The organism is Shinella sp. 1A1 (assembly GCF_055379515.1).
The window spans coordinates 380,973-397,228 of the sequence record NZ_AP039672.1; the positions used below are offsets into that span (position 1 = coordinate 380,973).

Here is a 16,256-nt window from a genome sequence, read left to right on the forward strand (position 1 = left end):
GCACATGACGACGACAGCCAAGCCGGCGCTGAGCCTCGGGCCGGTCTATTTCCTCTGGGACGGGCCGAAGTGGCGGGATTTCTATTTCCGCATCGCCGACGAGGCGCCGGTGGAGCATGTGACGCTGGGCGAGACGGTCTGTTCCAAGCGTCAGCATTTCAGCGAGCCGCATGTCGCCGAGGTGGTCGAGCGGCTGGAGGCTGCCGGAAAAAGGGTGACGCTCTCGACGCTCGCCATGGTGACGCTGGAGCGGGAGAGCCGGCACGTGCGCGATCTGATCCGCGACAGCGTCCATCCGGTGGAGGCGAACGACCTTTCGGCGATCGGCCTCCTCAAGGGACGGCCACATTCGATCGGGCCGCTGGTCAACGTCTACAACGCGGCGACAGCGCGGGTGCTCGCCGCGCGCGGGGCCGAGAACATCTGCCTGCCGCCGGAACTGCCGGCAAGCTCCATCCTGCGGATTTTGGAGGACATGCCGGGCTTCTCCTTCGAGATATTCGCCTTCGGCCGCATGCCGCTTGCGATTTCCGCGCGCTGCGCCCATGCCCGCTCCAAGGGGCTGACGAAGGACAATTGCCAGTTCATCTGCGGCGAGGAGCCGGATGGCCTTCCGCTGCGCACCCTCGACCGGCAGTCCTTCCTGGTGCTGAACGGTGTGCAGACCCTTTCGAACAGTTGCGCGATGCTGGGCGACGATCTGGCGCCGCTGGTGGAGGCCGGCCTGTCGCGCATCAGGCTCTCGCCGCAGGATTGCGACATGGTGCGGGTGGCGGAAGTGTTCCGCGCCATGCTTGATGGCGAGATGGCGGGCGAGGAAGCGATTGCTCACCTGCAGCAGGTCTATCCCGGCATTCCCTTTTCGAATGGCTTCCTGCACGCGCGGGAAGGAGCGGCCTGGGTTGCGCGGGGGCGCGCGGCATCGCTCGGACATGTGTAACGGAGCGCGGTTGAAAATCGGACGGGCATGCGATCCAAGAAGATCGACTGCGGCGCGGATTTCCTTCCTGGGCAGGTTATCGAGAATGCCGCCGCGCAAGTTCGTGAGGGATTGAGCTAGGCTCGTTCCGTCCGTTGCTCGCCGGTCTCAACGCCGTTGACAGCATCGGCGCTTCCCCTTGAAGGGCGGTCCGGGTAGTAGACAAGGCGCAACCTCTTGTCGAACCTTGGTGGGCGGCGCCCGGCCTGTGCTCGACAGCGCCGGAATCGTAAATTATCTATAAAAAATGACCGTAAGCGCCGAAGACACCATCGCCAACCGTATCAGCCGCGTTCTCGCAGAACGTATCATCACCGGCGCACTGGAGCCGGGAAGCAAGCTCAGGCAGGACCATATCGCCGAGGAATTCGGCACCAGCCATGTGCCGGTGCGGGAGGCGTTCCGGCGGCTCGAGGCGCAGGGACTGGCCGTGAGCGAGGCGCGCCGGGGCGTTCGGGTGGCGTCGTTCTCGCTTGCCGAGGTGCAGGAGGTCGCCCTGATGCGCTCCGTGCTGGAAGGGCTGGCCCTGCGCATGGCGGCGCCGCATCTCACGCCGTTCCTGCTGGATCGGGCGGAAGCGGTCGCGCAGGCCTGCGATGCCGCCACGGGCATCGAGGAATGGGACGAGGCCAACCGCGCCTTCCACAAGCTGCTGCTTTCCCCCTGCAACATGCCGCGGCTGCTGGCCGAGATCGACAACCTGCATGCGGCGGGCTCGCGTTTCCTGTTCGCAACGAGCCGCGCCGGCTGGACGCCGCGGGTCGATACGGACCACCGCGCCATCCTCGATCACCTCCGGCAGGGCAAGATCGACCAGGCCGTCATCGCGCTCGAACGGCATGTGAAAAGAATCGGCGAAAAACCGGTTCGTTATGCCTCCGGCAAGACGGGCGCCGCATTCGCGCTCGAAGGCTGATTCAATCGCCGCTTTCCGGCCTGGTGCCGGCTGAGACTGCCGCGGGCTGACGCCCGGCGGGACGATGAAGCATGCCGTTCTCCTCGCTTTTCCGGGTTTTCGATCCTTGTCTAAAAAGGGGTTGCCATCGCTTGCCCGTTTCTGATTATAGATAAAATCATGATTCTATCTATTTAGATGCGAGGAAAGCTCTTGATGATGCGGAAATTCGAACATCCGAAGGAATTTGCAGGAGCGCATCAGTCTCCCGATGCGTGCTGCGCCGTCGAGGAAGCGGAATTTATCTATAATCTTCCCTTCAGCGATCTTCTCTTTCGTGCCCAGCAGGTTCACCGCGAGCACTTCGATCCCAATGCGATCCAGATGAGCCGCCTTCTGTCCATCAAGACCGGTGGCTGCGCCGAGGATTGCGGCTATTGCAGCCAGTCGGCCCATTCTGCGACCGGGCTCAGGGCTTCGAAACTGATGGAGGTCGAACGCGTGCTGGCCGAGGCGCAAAAGGCCCGTGATGGCGGCGCGACCCGCTATTGCATGGGGGCGGCCTGGCGCAGCCCGAAGGACCGCGACATGGAGACGATCGTGCGCATGGTCGAGGGGGTGAGGGCGCTCGGCATGGAAACCTGCATGACGCTCGGCATGCTGACGCCCACGCAATCGGCAAGGCTCGCCGAAGCCGGCCTCGACTATTACAACCACAATATCGATACGTCCGAACGCTACTATTCCGAGATCATCACCACCCGCAGCTTCGCGGACAGGCTGGAGACACTGGCGAATGTCCGCGAGGCCGGAATCAAGGTCTGCGTGGGCGGCATCCTTGGCATGGGCGAGACGGCAAGTGACCGTATCGCCATGCTGGTGACGCTGGCCAATCTGCCGGCGCCGCCGGAGAGCGTACCGATCAACATGCTGATCCCGATTCCCGGAACGAAGCTGGCGAATACCGCTCCCGTCGATCCCATCGAATTCGTGCGCACCGTCGCGCTGGCGCGGATCCTGATGCCGGCTTCCCATGTGCGCCTGTCCGCCGGCCGCACCGACATGAGTGACGAGACGCAGGCCCTCTGTTTCCTGGCGGGGGCCAATTCCATCTTCGTGGGCGAGACGCTGCTGACGGCGGAAAATCCCGGCGAGGATCATGACGCGGCGCTCTTCCGCCGGCTCGGCCTGAAGCCGATGGAGCGGGAGCTTGCCCCTTGAGCGCGCCGGCCTTCGCCCGCCACGAAGCCACGCTCGCCGGCCTGCGGCGCAAGGGCCGCCTGCGCGCGCTGCTGCCCCGGCAAGGCGTGGACTTCGCCTCCAACGACTATCTCGGCCTTGCCGATGCGCCGCGCCTGAAGGCGGCGATATCGGCCGCGATGGAAAGGGGCGTACCGGTGGGGGCGGGCGGCTCGCGGCTGCTGCGCGGCAATCATCCCGAGCACGAGGCGCTAGAAAGGGAGGCCGCGTCCTTTTTCGGAGCCGGCAAGGCGCTCTATTTCGGCAGCGGCTATGCCGCGAACACCGCGCTTTTCTCAACTCTGCCGCAGCGCGGAGACCTGATCGTCCATGACGCGCTGATCCATGCGAGCGTGCATGAGGGCATCGCGGCAGGCAGGGCCGGGGCGGTCGCCGTGCGGCACAACGATGTCGAGGCTTTCGACCGGGCGATTTCGGACTGGCGAAGGGCCGGCGGAAGGGGGCAGCCGTGGATCGCTGTCGAAAGTCTCTATTCCATGGACGGGGACCGGGCGGCGCTAGGCGCGCTTGCGGAAGTCGCCGAGCGGCACGAGGGGTTCCTCGTCGTCGATGAGGCGCATGCGACGGGCGTCCTCGGTCCCGGCGGTCGCGGCCTTGCCGCCGGCCGCGCCAATGTCCTGACGCTGCATACCTGCGGCAAGGCGCTGGGCCTCTCCGGTGCGTTGCTCGGATTGCCGGCCGTGCTTGCCGACTATCTGGTCAACCGGGCGCGCAACTTCATCTATTCGACCGCGCCCTCTCCCCTCGTCGCCGCCGGCGTGCGCGAGGCGTTGCGGATGCTGGCCGACGAGCCGGAGCGTTGCGCCCGGCTGGCGAGCCTGACGGAGCTTGCCGGCGAGTGCCTGCGCTCCCGGCTCGGCATGGATGCCAGCGGCTCGCAGATCCTCCCCGTCAGGATCGGCGACAATGCCCGCGCGCTGAGGATCGCTGAACGCATGCGCGAGGACGGCTTCGACATTCGGGCGATCCGGCCGCCGACGGTGCCGGAGGGTACGGCGCGGCTTCGGATCTCCATCACGCTGAATGCCGATGAGGGACAGATATCGGACATGTTCGAACGGCTCGCCGAAGTCATGGCGAGGGAAATGTGATGGTCGCGCGCTTCGTCATATCCGGCACCGATACCGGCATCGGCAAGACCGTCTTTTGCGCGGCGCTGGCCGTCGCCCTGAACGGGTGCTACTGGAAGCCGGTGCAATCCGGCCTCGACGGCGAGACGGACAGCGAGACGATTGCCCGGCTCGGCGTGCCGCGCGACCGGATCCTGCCGGAGGCCTACCGTCTTTCGGCGCCTGCCTCGCCGCACCTCTCGGCCCGGCTGGACGGCGTGTCGATCGCGCCGTCGCGGCTCGTGCCGCCGCAAACGGACGGTCCGCTGGTGATCGAAGGCGCGGGCGGCCTGCTGGTGCCGCTTTCCGGACATCTGCTCTTCGCCGATATTTTCGCGCAATGGCAGCTTCCCGTCATCCTGTGCGCCCGCACGTCCCTCGGCACGATCAATCATACGCTCCTTTCGCTCGAAGCGATGCGGAGCCGCGGCATCCCGGTCTTCGGCGTGGCCTTCATCGGCGAGGAAAATCCCGAGACGCAGCGCATCATCGTCGAGTTCGGCGGCGTCCGGTCGCTCGGCCGGCTTCCGGTGCTCGTGCGCGTCACGGCCGAAGCGCTCCGCCGGGCCTTTCTGGACAATTTCGATCCGATGGATTTCCAGGGAGAACCCGCATGAACCGCTCGCCCGTCTGGCATCCCTTCACCCAGCATGCGCTCGAGCCGCCGATGACGCGCGTCGTCTCGACCGAAGGCGCCTATCTGATCGATGAAGACGGCAACCGGATCCTCGATCTCATCTCGTCCTGGTGGGTCGTTACCCACGGCCATCGGCATCCCCGGATCGTCGAGGCGATCCGCGAGGCGGCGCAATCCCTCGACCAGATCATCTTCGCCGAGTTCTCGCACATGCCTGCCGAGCGGCTGGCGGCGGAACTGATCGAGATTGCGCCTCCCGGCCTGCGGCATGTGTTCTATTCCGACAGCGGCTCGACCTCGGTCGAGGTGGCGCTGAAGATGGCGCTCGGCTCTTTCCACAATACCGGGCAGGCGCGCGACCGCATCGTCGTGATGGAGCATGGCTATCACGGCGATACGATCGGCACCATGGCGGCCGGTGAGCGTGGCGTCTTCAACGCCGCCTATGCGCCGCTGCTTTTCGAGGTCGACCGGCTGCCTTTTCCCGAAGCGGGCCGGCAGCAGCGGACGCTCGACATGTTCGAGGCGGTCTGCCGCACCGGCCGCGTGGCGGCCTTGCTGATCGAGCCGCTGGTGCTCGGGGCGGGCGGCATGAAAATCTACGCCGCCGAGGTGCTTGCCGGGCTGGCGGAGATCGCCCGGCGCTACGGGTGCCTGTTCATCGCCGATGAGGTGATGACGGGCTGGGGGCGGACGGGAACGCTGTTCGCCTGTGAGCAGGCCGGCATCCGCCCGGATATCCTCTGCACGTCCAAGGGCTTGACGGGCGGGGCGCTGCCGCTCGCGGCGACGATTTGCAACGAAGCGGTCTTCGAGGCGCATTTTTCGGCCGACCGGCGCAAGACGTTTTTCCACTCCAGCTCCTACACCGCAAATCCCATCGCCTGTGCGGCTGCGGTTGCCAATCTGGAGATCTGGCGCAGTGAGGCCGTGCAAGAGCGGATCTCCCGACTGGCGGGACTGCACCGGCGACGCCTCGCGCGGTTCGAAGCGGACGGGCGTTTTACCGGCGTCCGGCAGATCGGGACGATCGCGGCCCTCGACCTTGCCGTGCCGGAAGGCGGTTATCTCGCCGATGCCGGGCCGAGGATGCGCAGGCTGTTTCGCGAGCGCGGGCTGCTTGTCCGCCCGCTCGGCAACGTGATCTATCTCATGCCGCCCTATTGCGTGACCGAAGGCGAGCTCGACCGCGCCTACGACGCCATCGACGAGGTGGCCTCCGTCGTTCTCGGAAAGCCGCGATGAGGCCCGGCCTATCTTCGCGCATGATCGGGTTCGGGCATGCGGTGCCGGCCCGCTGTGTCGGCAATGCGGAGATCGAAAGCCGGCTCGACCTCGAAGCGGGCTGGATAGAGCGCCGGACGGGCATTCGCACGCGCCATTGGGCGGGGGACGGCGAGACGCTGAGCGGGCTCGCGGAGGCGGCCGCGCGGATGGCACTGGACGACGCGGGGGGCGCGCCGGAGGATATCGCGCTGGTCCTGCTTGCGACGTCCACGCCCGATCACCTGCTGCCGCCGTCCGCACCGCTCATCGCACACCGGCTGGGTCTTCGCGGCGCCGGCGCCATCGATCTTGCGGGCGCCTGTTCGGGCTTCCTCTATGCGCTGGCGCTGGCCGACGGGTTCGTGCGCGCGCAGGGGCGCAAGGTGCTCGTGGTCGCGGCCAATATTCTGAGCCGGCGCATCAACACGTGCGAGCGGGCAAGCGCGGTCCTCTTCGCCGACGCCGCCGGCGCGGTGGTGCTCGCACCGTGCGACGATCCGAAACGCGGCGTCGTTTCGGCTGAACTTGTATCGGATGGAAGCGGATACGACCTCATCCACATCCCCGCCGGCGGCGGCAATCGTCCCTTCGCGCCGGATATCCCGGCCGAGGCGTTCCTGATGACGATGCACGACGGCCGGGAAGTGTTTACCCGCGCCGTCGCGCTGATGACCGGCACCTCGCGGCGCGCATTGGCGCGGGCGGGGATAGACGCGGCGGCTGTGAGCCGCTTCGTTCCGCATCAGGCCAATGCGCGGATGTTCGATGCGGTGGCGGCCAATCTCGGCATCGCACCGGAAAAGACCGTGCGGACCATCGGCGACTTCGGCAATTCCTCTGCCGCCACCATCCCGCTCTCGCTCTCCATCGCACACCGTCAAAAGGCGTTCTCGGAGGGAGAGGCGCTGCTTTTGACGGCCGCGGGTGCCGGGTTGGCCGGCGGAGCGGCGGTTGTCGTCATGTAGGCGTTTGCTGCCCGTAACAGGCGCCGTTGAGGAGGAAGGAATCTTGCGGCTGGCAACGAACTATGCCGCCTGGAGCTTTGATCGTAGGGTATCTGCGGCAAACCGCGCGCGGTGAAGAAAACAGCCGATGCGAAACTTAATCCGCTGTCATGTCGGATTCTCCCTGCCTCGCTCGTCTTAACTGCATCGGGCAGCGGCAAGCACGCCGCCACGACAGAACGAACCGATGAAACCGAACCACAGGAGAACACCATGCCCAGCACGATCCGTCTGCACCGCGTCATCGCCACCAAGCCCGGGAAGCTCTATCGCGCGTTCCTCGAGCCGGACGCGGTTGCAAGCTGGCTTCCGCCATACGGGTTTCTCTGCACCGTCCACGAGCTGGATGCGAAAGTCGGCGGCCGTCACAGGATGTCGTTCCGGAATTTCACGACGGGCGAAAGCCACGCCTTCGGCGGCACCTATCTGGAACTCGTCCCCGGGGAGCGTCTCGTCTATACCGACGGCTTCGACGATCCCAACCTTCCGGGCGAGATGAAGGTGACGGTGAGCCTGAAGGCCGTATCGGTCGGCACGGAAGTGAACATCGAGCAGCAGGGTGTGCCGGATATCATCCCCGCCGAAGCCTGCTATCTCGGCTGGCAGGATTCGCTGGACAAGCTTGCGAAACTCGTCGTGCCGGAGATCGAACAGTAGGCACGGGGTAAATGGCCGGAGAGCATGACGGGGCGGCCAGTCGCGGGCCGCGCTCGCCATCTGGCCGATATCGCTCCGTATCCTTTCACCCGGCGTGCGGCGCAAGCAAGGGCGGGAGCGCCGCCAGAAGGGTATCGATGGTGACGCGCAGGCTGTACGGCATGTAACGCGTGCGCGGCCAGACCGCATGCAGGGGCGTCCGCTCGGTCGAGGCCTTCTCCAGCACGCTGACGAGCGTGCCGTCCGCCAGAGCGTTCCGGACGCACCAGAGCGGCAGATAGGCGATGCCCGCGCCCCGCCTGGCAGCCATCGCGATGGCATCGACATCATCGAAGGCAACGGCATATTTCGGCCGCTCCCGGGAAATCTTGCCTTCTTCGGCAAGCGGCCAAGCGGCCATGCTGTTGCCGCGGCGATAGAGGATGTGTCGGTGGCTGGAAAGATCCGCCACCGTGCGCGGCGTTCCGTGCGTAGCAAGATAGGCCGGGGCGGCGCAGACGATCATTGCCTGCATTCCCAGAAGGCGCGCGGCAAGGGTATCGGTATCCGGCAACTCCCCGCTGCGAATGGCAAGGTCGATGCCGTCTTCGATGAAATCGACCGTGCGGTCGGTGAAGTTGCCTTCGACCTGCAGCAGCGGGTGACGCTCGGCCAGGTCGATCAAAAGCGGTGCTATGTAATGGCGCCCGAAGACGACCGGCGCGCTGATGCGCAGACGCCCCATGGGTTCGCGGACCCCGGCTTCCACCAGGTGCTGCGCCGTTTCGAGCGCCTGCAAGGCTCCGGCGCAGCGCTCGTAGAACATTTGTCCTTCATCGGTCAGCCGCAGGCTCCGGGTACTGCGCACGAAGAGGCGTGCGCCCAGCCGTGCCTCAAGCCGCGCCACGGCCTTGCTGACCGCCGAGCGCGTCAGGCCCAGCCGGATGGCGGCCTGCGCGAAACTGCCGGCATCGACGGCGGCGACATAAGCGCTGATCCCGGCCAAGCGGTCATGGCTGATTGGTTCCATTTTTTCACCATTCCGAGGAAAATTAGGAGCGCTGCGTTTTTTCCTAGAACCATTATGTCGATGCTTCGTCAACTCGTATGGAGAAGAACATGTCGAAATCCATGAAGCGCTGGCAGGCATCGGCATTCGGTCGCCAGAATTTGCAGTTTGTCGAAACGGCCGTGCCCGCGCCCGGCCATGGCGAAGTGCTGGTGCGTGTCGAAGCCGTTGCGCTGAATTACCGTGAATTGCTCGTGCTGTGGGACGGCATGGGCATGAACCCGCCGTTGCCGCTGGTACCCGGCTCGGACATGCGGGGCACGATTGCCATGGTCGGCGCCGGCGTTAGCGGCTTCAAGGCGGGAGATGCCGTGGTCAGCACGTTCTTCAGCCGCTGGCAGGATGGTGTGCAGCCCGCGGACAGCATTCCGCACGGGGCTCCCGGCCCCGGCATGCTGTCGGAATATGTCGTGCTTCCGGTCGATTCCCTCGTCATCGCGCCGCGCAGCCTCGATGCCGTCAAGGCAAGCACGCTGACCTGCTCGGGCCTGACGGCCTGGTTCGCCTTGAATGAGGCGGGCAGGACCCGCGCGGGAGATGTCGTCGTGGTCATCGGTACAGGCGGCGTTGCCCTCTTCGCCACCCAGATCGCCGCGGCGCAGGGCGCACGCGTGGTCGTCGTTTCCGGCAGCGATGAGAAACTGGAGCGAACGAAGGCGCTCGGCGCCGCCGCCGGCATCAACCGCCTGCGGCACCCGCAATGGGCAGGGGTGCTGCGAGACCTTACAGACGGACGGGGTGCCGATCATGTCCTCGAACTGGCTGGCGGCGATAATTTCGGTCATTCGCTCGCCGCGCTGACCAAGGGCGGCCGCGTTTCGGTGATCGGCAATCTGGCCGGCGACGAACTGCGCAGCTCCGTCTATCCGTTGCTGCATGGTGCGGCCAACGTACAGGGCATAGGCGTTGGCCACCGCCGGGCCCTCGCCGATCTGGTGCGGGCCGTCGACTGGTTGAAGATCGAGCCGGTCGTTGAAAAGGTCTACGATTTTGAGGACCTGAACGCTGCCCTTGACCATCTGGAGCGGGGAGCCTTTGGCAAAATCGTTGTCCGTATACCGTAGGAATAACGAGCGGCCGGCCGTTCGAAATCACGGTGGCGGCGCGAAACCGCTGGCCTTCCTCGCCAATGTCATACCAGATGTCGGGATTGATCTTCCTCGTGATGAAACTGTTTCGTCGGCAGGGTCGGTCGTTCGGCGGCGACGGTGAACGAAAGGGGCCTTGGTTTTCCGAGCAGGAAACCCTGGGCCTCGTCGCAGCCCTCTGCCTTGAGGATCGATAGCTGGGTCGACGTTTCGACGCCTTCGGCAAGAACCGGGATATTCAGGCTTTTGCCGAGGGCGAGAACCGCGCGCACGATGGCTTTGGCCTGTGCGTCCTCTTCCACCTCTTCCATGAAGGAGCGATCCAGCTTGATCTTGTCGAAAGGAAAGGAACGAAGTGTGTCGAAGGAGGAATAGCCGACCCCGAAATCGTCTATGGCGATGGTTATGCCCAGGGTGCGGATCTGGCGGAGCATGTGAAGCGCCCTCGGCTTGTCCGCGATGATCGTGGATTCAGTGATTTCCAGTTCAAGGCGCGTCGGGGCGAGACCGGTCTCCATCAGGACATCGAGGAGAAGCGGGGCAAGGTCGACATGCGTGAATTGAACCGGGGAGATATTGACCGAGATCCTGTGGGAATTATTCCAGGTCGCCGCCTCCCGGCAGGCGGTTCGCAGAACCCATTCCCCGATCGGAATGATGAGGCCGTTCTCTTCCGCGATCGGGATGAATTCGGCGGGCGGCACCAAGCCCCGCTGCGGATGATGCCAGCGCAACAGCGCCTCATAGCCGCGGATGGCGCCTGTCGCCACCGAGGTTTGCACCTGATAGTGCACCCGAAGCTGATCCCTGTCGATCGCATGGCGAAGATCCTGCGCGAGGACATGCCGGTCATGTACGAGTTCGTCCATCCGCTTCTCGAAAAAGCAAACGTTCTGGCCGATATTTCCTTTTGCCCGATACATCGCCAGATCGGCATTGCTCATCAGTCTCTCGCGGGTCGTGCCATCCTGCGGATAGATGGACACGCCGACGCTTGCGCCGGTCACCGTCTCGAAATTCTCGATCCGGATCGGCAGGAACATGAGCGTTTCCAGCCGCGAGACGAAATCGAGGAGATGCTTTTCGTCGTCATAGTTGACGACGGCGGCGAATTCATCGCCCCCTAATCGCGCGACGAAAGCGTTGTCGTCTACAAGGCTGGCAAGGCGCTGGCCGATGGTCTGAAGCGCGAGGTCGCCGGCGTGATGCCCGCGCAGGTCGTTGATTTCCTTGAATCGGTCGAGATCTATCGCGAGGATCGCTATATTTCGTCCCAGCGTTTCGGCGGTTGCGATTTCCCGGTCAAGGCTCTCTGCAAAGCTGACGCGATTCGGCAGGCCCGTCAGGGCGTCGGTCATCGCCATTCGCTGGAAGCGGCTGATGGTCTCGCGCGAGACCCGCGCCTCGATGAGCTGCATCGCCAGTCCCGTGCTGACTGTCAGCATGGCGACCGCGGCGATGACGAATCCCATCGTCGCGAATGTCTCCTGGGCGAGATGGGATGCCGCGTGGCCAGGAGCAACCGATAGGGCTTCCATGCCGGTGAAGTGCAGGCTGACGATGGCGGTGGCGAACAGAAGCTTGCCGATACTCGAAGAAGCTCGACGGGGCTTGCGCAGGACGAGACTGAAGGCCGAGATCGAAAAGAGGAGGGAAAATCCGATCGAGAGCGCTACCAGGGTCGGGTTCCACGATACGGCCCCGTCGATGTGGTATGCCAGCATGCCGGTGTAATGCATCGCAGAAATGGTCCAGCCGGCGAGGAACCCTCCGATCTCGGGCGCCGTGGAAAGGCGGCTCAACCCGATCCACACGGATGCGCTGGCTCCCGTGATCGCGATTGCGAGCGACAGCATCGTGAGGCCCGCATGCAGGCTGACCGGCGCGCCGGGATGGAAGCCCATCATGGCGGTGTAGTGCGTGCACCAGATCACCGTGCCTGCTCCGACGGCCGTCACGAATGTCCAGCGAAGCCGTAAGGTGCCCTGTTTGATCTGCGCCTGTTGAAGCAGGTTCATGGCGATCCAGCTGCCGGTGATGCAGACGATGGCCGCCAGGATCGTCAGAACGGGATTATGGTCGGTCAAAAGCACCGGGAGGGCTCCTTCGATATTCATGCGCTGCTCTTCGCGTTAGTCACAGAGGCATTTAATCCGAGGATTCATTGATAAAATTTATAAATTACCCATGGTTAGATGCAAAAATCGCGGAAATTTGCTGAATTAAAGCATTTCTCGTTAATTACACTATACAATTCATCGGAGTAATCGATATCAATCATCGATTGATCGCAGCGGTGCATCGGTCGAAAGCGTCTCGAGCTTCAGGGTGAAGGCCGTGGATACCACAGGCGCGGGGGGGGGGCGTTTCTTGGCTTCTTCAAGAGCGGCATCGATCGGCAAATGGATGTAAGGTGCGCCTTGCAGCAAGCCGCCGCCGCGATCCCGTCGATAGCGGAAGTCGAGGCATTTCACGGTTTTGACCCAACAGCTCGAATGCGTACGAGCCGCTTGAAGAGCAAGGCAAGTCTGTTTCGTCTCGCGCCATCTCATGCCAGCATGCAAGAGGCAGCCGGGTTTCTGTGCTGGCGCCGGAAGAGGGGTAGGCAGGAGCTCCGATGAACCGGTTCCGACTTGCCTCCGGTCGTTTGCGATTTCCCCTAGCGCGGCTCGCAAGCCTTGCTCGCTTCTTCTGGCGACGAGCGCACCCTGTTCAGGGTGCAGTCCAATCTGCTCGCAGCAGACTCATCATGGCGGTGTCCCAGCGTTGGCCATCGACGAGCGCGGACGCTCTGCGTACCCCTTCCAGAATAAAGCCCGATTGCTCGTAGGTTCGTATCGCCGGCGCATTCCAGGTGTAAACGTTCAGTTCGAGCCGTTCGATTGCGTCGAACCGGAACGCCCTTTTGATCGCCAGCGCGATCAGCGGCAAGGAGAAGCGCCGTCCTCTCATTTCGGGCGCGATGGCGACGCGGCTGAGCAGCGCATTTCCATTGCGCCAATCGAAGGCGAGCTGGACGTGGCCGACGGGCGTTCCTTCGCTTTCCGCCATCCAGCAGAGCCGGGTTGGCGGGATGGAACTGCCTTCCGCCAGCATGCGCTCCAGCTGATCGGGCGACAAGGGAAAATCCAGGAACGGGCCGCCCCACTGCGCAAGGGCAGCGCGGGTGGGAAACCAGTCGAGGAGAAGCGTGAAATGCTCGTGCGAGAAGGGGGCTAGCGTCAACATGGGATATCCGGGAGATGGCGGACGGAGGTGTCGGGCCGCGCTGGACGGCATTGCCTGCTATGTCAGATCTACACCGTCGTCTTCACGGAAGAACTTCAATTCTTCCCGCAGGAAAGCAACGAGCTGGCGCGTTCTTTCTGAAATCACGTCTGATTTTGCATAGAGCAGGCGAAGGCGGTAGCCCGGGACTTCGAACTGCGGGAGCAGCCGTTTTAACTGGCCGGCGGCCAGGGCCTCCGCGCAGGCGGGGACCTGCAGGACCCCGATCCCCGCTCCCGAAAGCAGCAGGGCGTGTAGCGGTCGCCAGTTGCTTACCGTCCAGACGGTGTTGATTTCCGCTTGAAATATCTCGCCGGCGCGTCGCAGCGGCAGCAGATTGTCACCGAAGATGCCAGAGACGCGCAGGAACGGGTGAGCGGAAATTTCGTTTGGCGCGGCCGGCAGGCCGCATTGGGCGATGTAGTCGGGAGAGGCGACGAGCGCGCGCCGGACGAAGCCGATCTCCTCGTCAACGCAGTTCGTCTCCTTCTGGTCGCCGAGCCGCAACGAGATATCGACGCCCTCGGATACCGGGCTGACGAGCCGGTCATTGAGCGTGAGGTCGATGTTGAGATGCGGGTGAAGTTTCCGGAAGCGCATCAGGATGGCGGGAAGAACCATCTCTCCGAGCCCGTGCGGTGCGGCGATGCGGATCGTGCCCTGCAGCGCGGCCTTGTTCCTGGATGTGACGCTTTCCGCGAAGTCCGCCGCTTCGAGCGTCTTCTTTGCGCGTTCGTAGAACATCAGGCCGACATCGGTCGGTCGCAGTGATCGTGTGCTGCGGTGGAGAAGGCGCTCGCCGAGATGTTCTTCCAGGCGGCTGATCCTCTCGCTCACGGCGGGCTGGCCCATGCCGAGGTCCATGGCGGCTTTCGAGAGGCTGCCTCTCTCCATCACTCTCACGAGCACGCGCATTCCCGCCAGAAGGTCCATGCTTCCACCTTTCCACGCGGACTTTCACCGGCAAGCCACCCTCCGCGACGGGTATTCGACGTCTGGCCGGTCGAGCGCCATTTTTATCGAATATGCCGATGCAAACAAGCCGGCTATCGGAGGAGGAAGCTGCAATGCCGCTTCAATCGGCGAGATTCTCTGAAATTCCATCAGTTTTTCCGATGGCCCATTCATCCAATCAGTGCGCAAAGACGCGTAACCGATCTTTTCTTTTACGCGGCAATAGACGTGGCGGCGGGATTGCGAATGACGCAGCGCGATCAATTGATGGTGATCGGACGCTGCAAGCGCCGGATTGGTGCGGGGCGTGCGCAGTCAGTCGACCTGCCTGTTTTCCGGTGCTTTCAGCGGGCATATGGACAATAGGCGTCATGATGCGGGATCCCTGATATCGGAAAAGCTGATTTCTATCTTTAGATCTTCCCGCCTACCGCGGGCAAACCGGTGTGAGTTAAGAGGTTTGGAAAGCGCGAGGGATTGTAAAGATCACCGATATTGCGCGGTTCCACTCTTGATGCGCCAGGGAATATATGTCGCCTATTCGACTATACATGCTGCAGTCCGGGACGCAGGTCTGTCGTCTTCATGACATCAAGATGAACCAGGGAAACGGCGAGCTGTATGAGATCCCGGTTCCGTGGTTTCTTTTGACCCATCCGGCCGGCAACGTCGTGATCGACGGGGGACTGGCTGCCGAGGGCCTTGCCGATCCCCGTGCCTATTGGGGAGCGTCCATCGACACGTTCCGCATCGTAATGTCCCCGCAGGAGGGCTGTCTCGCCCAGCTTTCTGCCTTGGGATACGGTGCCGGGGACATCGACTATGTCATCCTTTCCCATATGCATTCGGACCATACCGGCGCCGTGGGGCGTTTTCCCAACGCCACGCATATCGTCCAGCGCGCCGAATACAATTACGCCTTCGCGCCGGACTGGTTCGCCGCCGCAGCCTATGTGCGCCGCGACTTCGACCGCCCCGATCTGCATTGGCATTTCCTTGATGGAGAGGCCTCCGATGGCTTCGACCTGCTCGGCGACGGGACGTTGCAGACGTTTTTCACGCCGGGCCATAGCGTTGGGCATCAATCCGTTTTGATCCGCCTGCCCAATACCGGACATGTCCTGCTTGCCGGCGATGCCGCCTATACGATGGACCATTGGGATGAAAAGGCGCTTCCCGGCTTTCTGGCGTCGACGGTGGATACGGTGCGGTCTGTCCGCAAGCTGCATGTCATCGCGGACCGAACCGATGCCGTCGTCGTCACCGGCCACGATCCGCAGGCCTGGCCGCGCTTCAGACATGCTCCGGATTTCTACGACTGAACTCCCAATCCCCGTCCTCCCAGGACAACCCTCCAGCCGATAATCGAAGAAAGGCTCGAAATCATGAAAAGACATATGCGACATGCCGTTTTTGCCGTTGCTCTTCTGGCCGGCATTCCCTCCGCTTTTGCGGCCGAACGCGATCTGAAGGCCGAGGAAGCCAATCGCGCGCTCGTCGTGGAATTCTATGACCGGTTCTTCAATGCACATGAGACCGAAGCTGCCGCTGCCGTCGTCGCCGACGACTACAAGCAGCACAATCCGAACGTGCCCGACGGCAAGCAAGTCTTCGTCGGCTACTTTACCGGGTTCTTCAAGGAGAACCCGGGCTACCGCGTGAAGATTGTCCGCAGCGCCACCGATGGCGACCTCGTCTATCTCCACATCCATGCGCAGCGCAGCCCCGAGGAGCGCGGCTCGGCTGTCGTCGATATCTTCCGCGTGAAGGACGGCAGGATCGTCGAGCATTGGGACGTCATTCAGGCCGTTCCCGAAAAGGCGGCCAACGAGAATACGATGTTCTGAGACGCCGGCCTCCCTTAGTCCTTCCGGCAGTCTGGAACCCGGCCTCCTGATCCTTGATGAGATCGGGAGGCCGTTTTTCGTCGGGCCACTTATACCGGTCGCGCCGTTTATATATCGAATTATTCAATAATTATGATCTGTCAAGGAGCACTACCCCCGATCTCTCGACCCCTATAAAACTAGGGGTGAGGCAAGGAATCTCGCCTCTTTCCTGGGGTCGACGGGATCGGAAGCGATGCAGCTTC

Annotated in this window: 16 protein-coding genes; 11 read left to right on the forward strand and 5 right to left on the reverse strand. The window is 63.4% G+C overall.

Annotated elements, in window-relative coordinates; translation table 11 throughout:
* Positions 1 to 4 precede the first annotated feature (4 nt).
* The 8 genes from ubiV (at position 5) to ACZ48C_RS18605 (ending at position 7,807) form a co-directional block, all read left to right on the forward strand.
* Entirely contained in the window at positions 5 to 940 is a 936-nt protein-coding gene (ubiV, locus tag ACZ48C_RS18570; RefSeq protein ID WP_464783597.1) for a ubiquinone anaerobic biosynthesis protein UbiV, read from the forward strand.
* Positions 941 to 1,226: 286 nt separating this feature from the next.
* Positions 1,227 to 1,895, forward strand: a complete 669-nt coding sequence (locus ACZ48C_RS18575) for a GntR family transcriptional regulator (protein ID WP_464783598.1) — start codon at positions 1,227 to 1,229, stop codon at positions 1,893 to 1,895.
* Between the two features lie 198 nt (positions 1,896 to 2,093).
* Positions 2,094 to 3,095, forward strand: a complete 1,002-nt coding sequence (bioB, locus tag ACZ48C_RS18580) for a biotin synthase BioB (protein WP_464783955.1) — start codon at positions 2,094 to 2,096, stop codon at positions 3,093 to 3,095.
* Positions 3,092 to 4,225 carry an 8-amino-7-oxononanoate synthase gene (locus ACZ48C_RS18585; protein ID WP_464783599.1) on the forward strand — a complete coding sequence of 378 codons (1,134 nt, stop codon included), beginning with the start codon at positions 3,092 to 3,094 and terminating at the stop codon, positions 4,223 to 4,225. Before bioB ends, ACZ48C_RS18585 begins: the two co-directional genes overlap by 4 nt.
* On the forward strand, positions 4,225 to 4,860 hold the full coding sequence (gene bioD / locus ACZ48C_RS18590; RefSeq protein ID WP_464783600.1) for a dethiobiotin synthase: 636 nt from the start codon (positions 4,225 to 4,227) through the stop codon (positions 4,858 to 4,860). Before ACZ48C_RS18585 ends, bioD begins: the two co-directional genes overlap by 1 nt.
* A complete protein-coding gene (locus tag ACZ48C_RS18595) occupies positions 4,857 to 6,125 on the forward strand; it encodes an adenosylmethionine--8-amino-7-oxononanoate transaminase (protein WP_464783601.1) in 1,269 nt (422 codons plus the stop codon). The genes bioD and ACZ48C_RS18595 overlap by 4 nt, the downstream gene beginning before the upstream one ends.
* On the forward strand, positions 6,122 to 7,111 hold the full coding sequence (locus tag ACZ48C_RS18600) for a beta-ketoacyl-ACP synthase III (protein WP_464783602.1): 990 nt from the start codon (positions 6,122 to 6,124) through the stop codon (positions 7,109 to 7,111). The genes ACZ48C_RS18595 and ACZ48C_RS18600 overlap by 4 nt, the downstream gene beginning before the upstream one ends.
* A 252-nt stretch (positions 7,112 to 7,363) precedes the next feature.
* Complete coding sequence (locus tag ACZ48C_RS18605) at positions 7,364 to 7,807, forward strand: SRPBCC family protein (RefSeq protein WP_318914237.1); 444 nt, start codon at positions 7,364 to 7,366, stop codon at positions 7,805 to 7,807.
* Positions 7,808 to 7,892: 85 nt separating this feature from the next.
* On the opposite strand, the gene ACZ48C_RS18610 is transcribed toward ACZ48C_RS18605, so the two are convergent.
* Entirely contained in the window at positions 7,893 to 8,816 is a 924-nt protein-coding gene (locus ACZ48C_RS18610; RefSeq protein WP_424547663.1) for a LysR substrate-binding domain-containing protein, read from the reverse strand.
* Positions 8,817 to 8,905: 89 nt separating this feature from the next.
* Here ACZ48C_RS18610 and ACZ48C_RS18615 point away from each other — a divergent pair, with 89 nt between their 5' ends.
* On the forward strand, positions 8,906 to 9,919 hold the full coding sequence (locus ACZ48C_RS18615; RefSeq protein ID WP_464783603.1) for a zinc-dependent alcohol dehydrogenase family protein: 1,014 nt from the start codon (positions 8,906 to 8,908) through the stop codon (positions 9,917 to 9,919).
* Between the two features lie 68 nt (positions 9,920 to 9,987).
* On the opposite strand, the gene ACZ48C_RS18620 is transcribed toward ACZ48C_RS18615, so the two are convergent.
* From ACZ48C_RS18620 to ACZ48C_RS18635, 4 genes are all read right to left on the reverse strand, one after another.
* Complete coding sequence (locus tag ACZ48C_RS18620) at positions 9,988 to 12,060, reverse strand: putative bifunctional diguanylate cyclase/phosphodiesterase (RefSeq protein ID WP_464783604.1); 2,073 nt, start codon at positions 12,058 to 12,060, stop codon at positions 9,988 to 9,990.
* A 156-nt stretch (positions 12,061 to 12,216) separates the two neighbouring features.
* On the reverse strand, positions 12,217 to 12,417 hold the full coding sequence (locus ACZ48C_RS18625) for a hypothetical protein (protein ID WP_464783605.1): 201 nt from the start codon (positions 12,415 to 12,417) through the stop codon (positions 12,217 to 12,219).
* Positions 12,418 to 12,655: 238 nt separating this feature from the next.
* A complete protein-coding gene (locus tag ACZ48C_RS18630) occupies positions 12,656 to 13,171 on the reverse strand; it encodes a GNAT family N-acetyltransferase (RefSeq protein WP_464783606.1) in 516 nt (171 codons plus the stop codon).
* A 57-nt stretch (positions 13,172 to 13,228) separates the two neighbouring features.
* Entirely contained in the window at positions 13,229 to 14,143 is a 915-nt protein-coding gene (locus tag ACZ48C_RS18635; RefSeq protein ID WP_464783607.1) for a LysR family transcriptional regulator, read from the reverse strand.
* A gap of 551 nt (positions 14,144 to 14,694) precedes the next feature.
* On the opposite strand from ACZ48C_RS18635, the gene attM reads away from it, so the two are divergent.
* The gene (attM, locus tag ACZ48C_RS18640; RefSeq protein WP_464783608.1) at positions 14,695 to 15,486 is read left to right on the forward strand and encodes an AttM family quorum-quenching N-acyl homoserine lactonase; all 792 of its coding nucleotides are present in this window, start codon (positions 14,695 to 14,697) and stop codon (positions 15,484 to 15,486) included.
* Positions 15,487 to 15,561: 75 nt separating this feature from the next.
* On the forward strand, positions 15,562 to 16,011 hold the full coding sequence (locus ACZ48C_RS18645) for a nuclear transport factor 2 family protein (RefSeq protein ID WP_464783609.1): 450 nt from the start codon (positions 15,562 to 15,564) through the stop codon (positions 16,009 to 16,011).
* Positions 16,012 to 16,256 lie beyond the last annotated feature (245 nt).

Bases quoted from the DNA above. Each gene is read 5' to 3' on its own strand.
- ACZ48C_RS18600 (WP_464783602.1), top strand. From the start codon at position 6,122: ATGAGGCCCGGCCTATCTTCGCGCATGATCGGGTTCGGGCATGCGGTG.
- attM (WP_464783608.1), top strand. From the start codon at position 14,695: ATGTCGCCTATTCGACTATACATGCTGCAGTCCGGGACGCAGGTCTGT.
- ACZ48C_RS18635 (WP_464783607.1), bottom strand. From the start codon at position 14,143: ATGGACCTTCTGGCGGGAATGCGCGTGCTCGTGAGAGTGATGGAGAGA.
- ACZ48C_RS18620 (WP_464783604.1), bottom strand. From the start codon at position 12,060: ATGAATATCGAAGGAGCCCTCCCGGTGCTTTTGACCGACCATAATCCC.
- ACZ48C_RS18630 (WP_464783606.1), bottom strand. From the start codon at position 13,171: ATGTTGACGCTAGCCCCCTTCTCGCACGAGCATTTCACGCTTCTCCTC.
- ACZ48C_RS18615 (WP_464783603.1), top strand. From the start codon at position 8,906: ATGTCGAAATCCATGAAGCGCTGGCAGGCATCGGCATTCGGTCGCCAG.
- ACZ48C_RS18595 (WP_464783601.1), top strand. From the start codon at position 4,857: ATGAACCGCTCGCCCGTCTGGCATCCCTTCACCCAGCATGCGCTCGAG.
- bioD (WP_464783600.1), top strand. From the start codon at position 4,225: ATGGTCGCGCGCTTCGTCATATCCGGCACCGATACCGGCATCGGCAAG.
- ubiV (WP_464783597.1), top strand. From the start codon at position 5: ATGACGACGACAGCCAAGCCGGCGCTGAGCCTCGGGCCGGTCTATTTC.
- ACZ48C_RS18610 (WP_424547663.1), bottom strand. From the start codon at position 8,816: ATGGAACCAATCAGCCATGACCGCTTGGCCGGGATCAGCGCTTATGTC.
- ACZ48C_RS18575 (WP_464783598.1), top strand. From the start codon at position 1,227: ATGACCGTAAGCGCCGAAGACACCATCGCCAACCGTATCAGCCGCGTT.
- ACZ48C_RS18645 (WP_464783609.1), top strand. From the start codon at position 15,562: ATGCGACATGCCGTTTTTGCCGTTGCTCTTCTGGCCGGCATTCCCTCC.
- bioB (WP_464783955.1), top strand. From the start codon at position 2,094: ATGCGGAAATTCGAACATCCGAAGGAATTTGCAGGAGCGCATCAGTCT.
- ACZ48C_RS18605 (WP_318914237.1), top strand. From the start codon at position 7,364: ATGCCCAGCACGATCCGTCTGCACCGCGTCATCGCCACCAAGCCCGGG.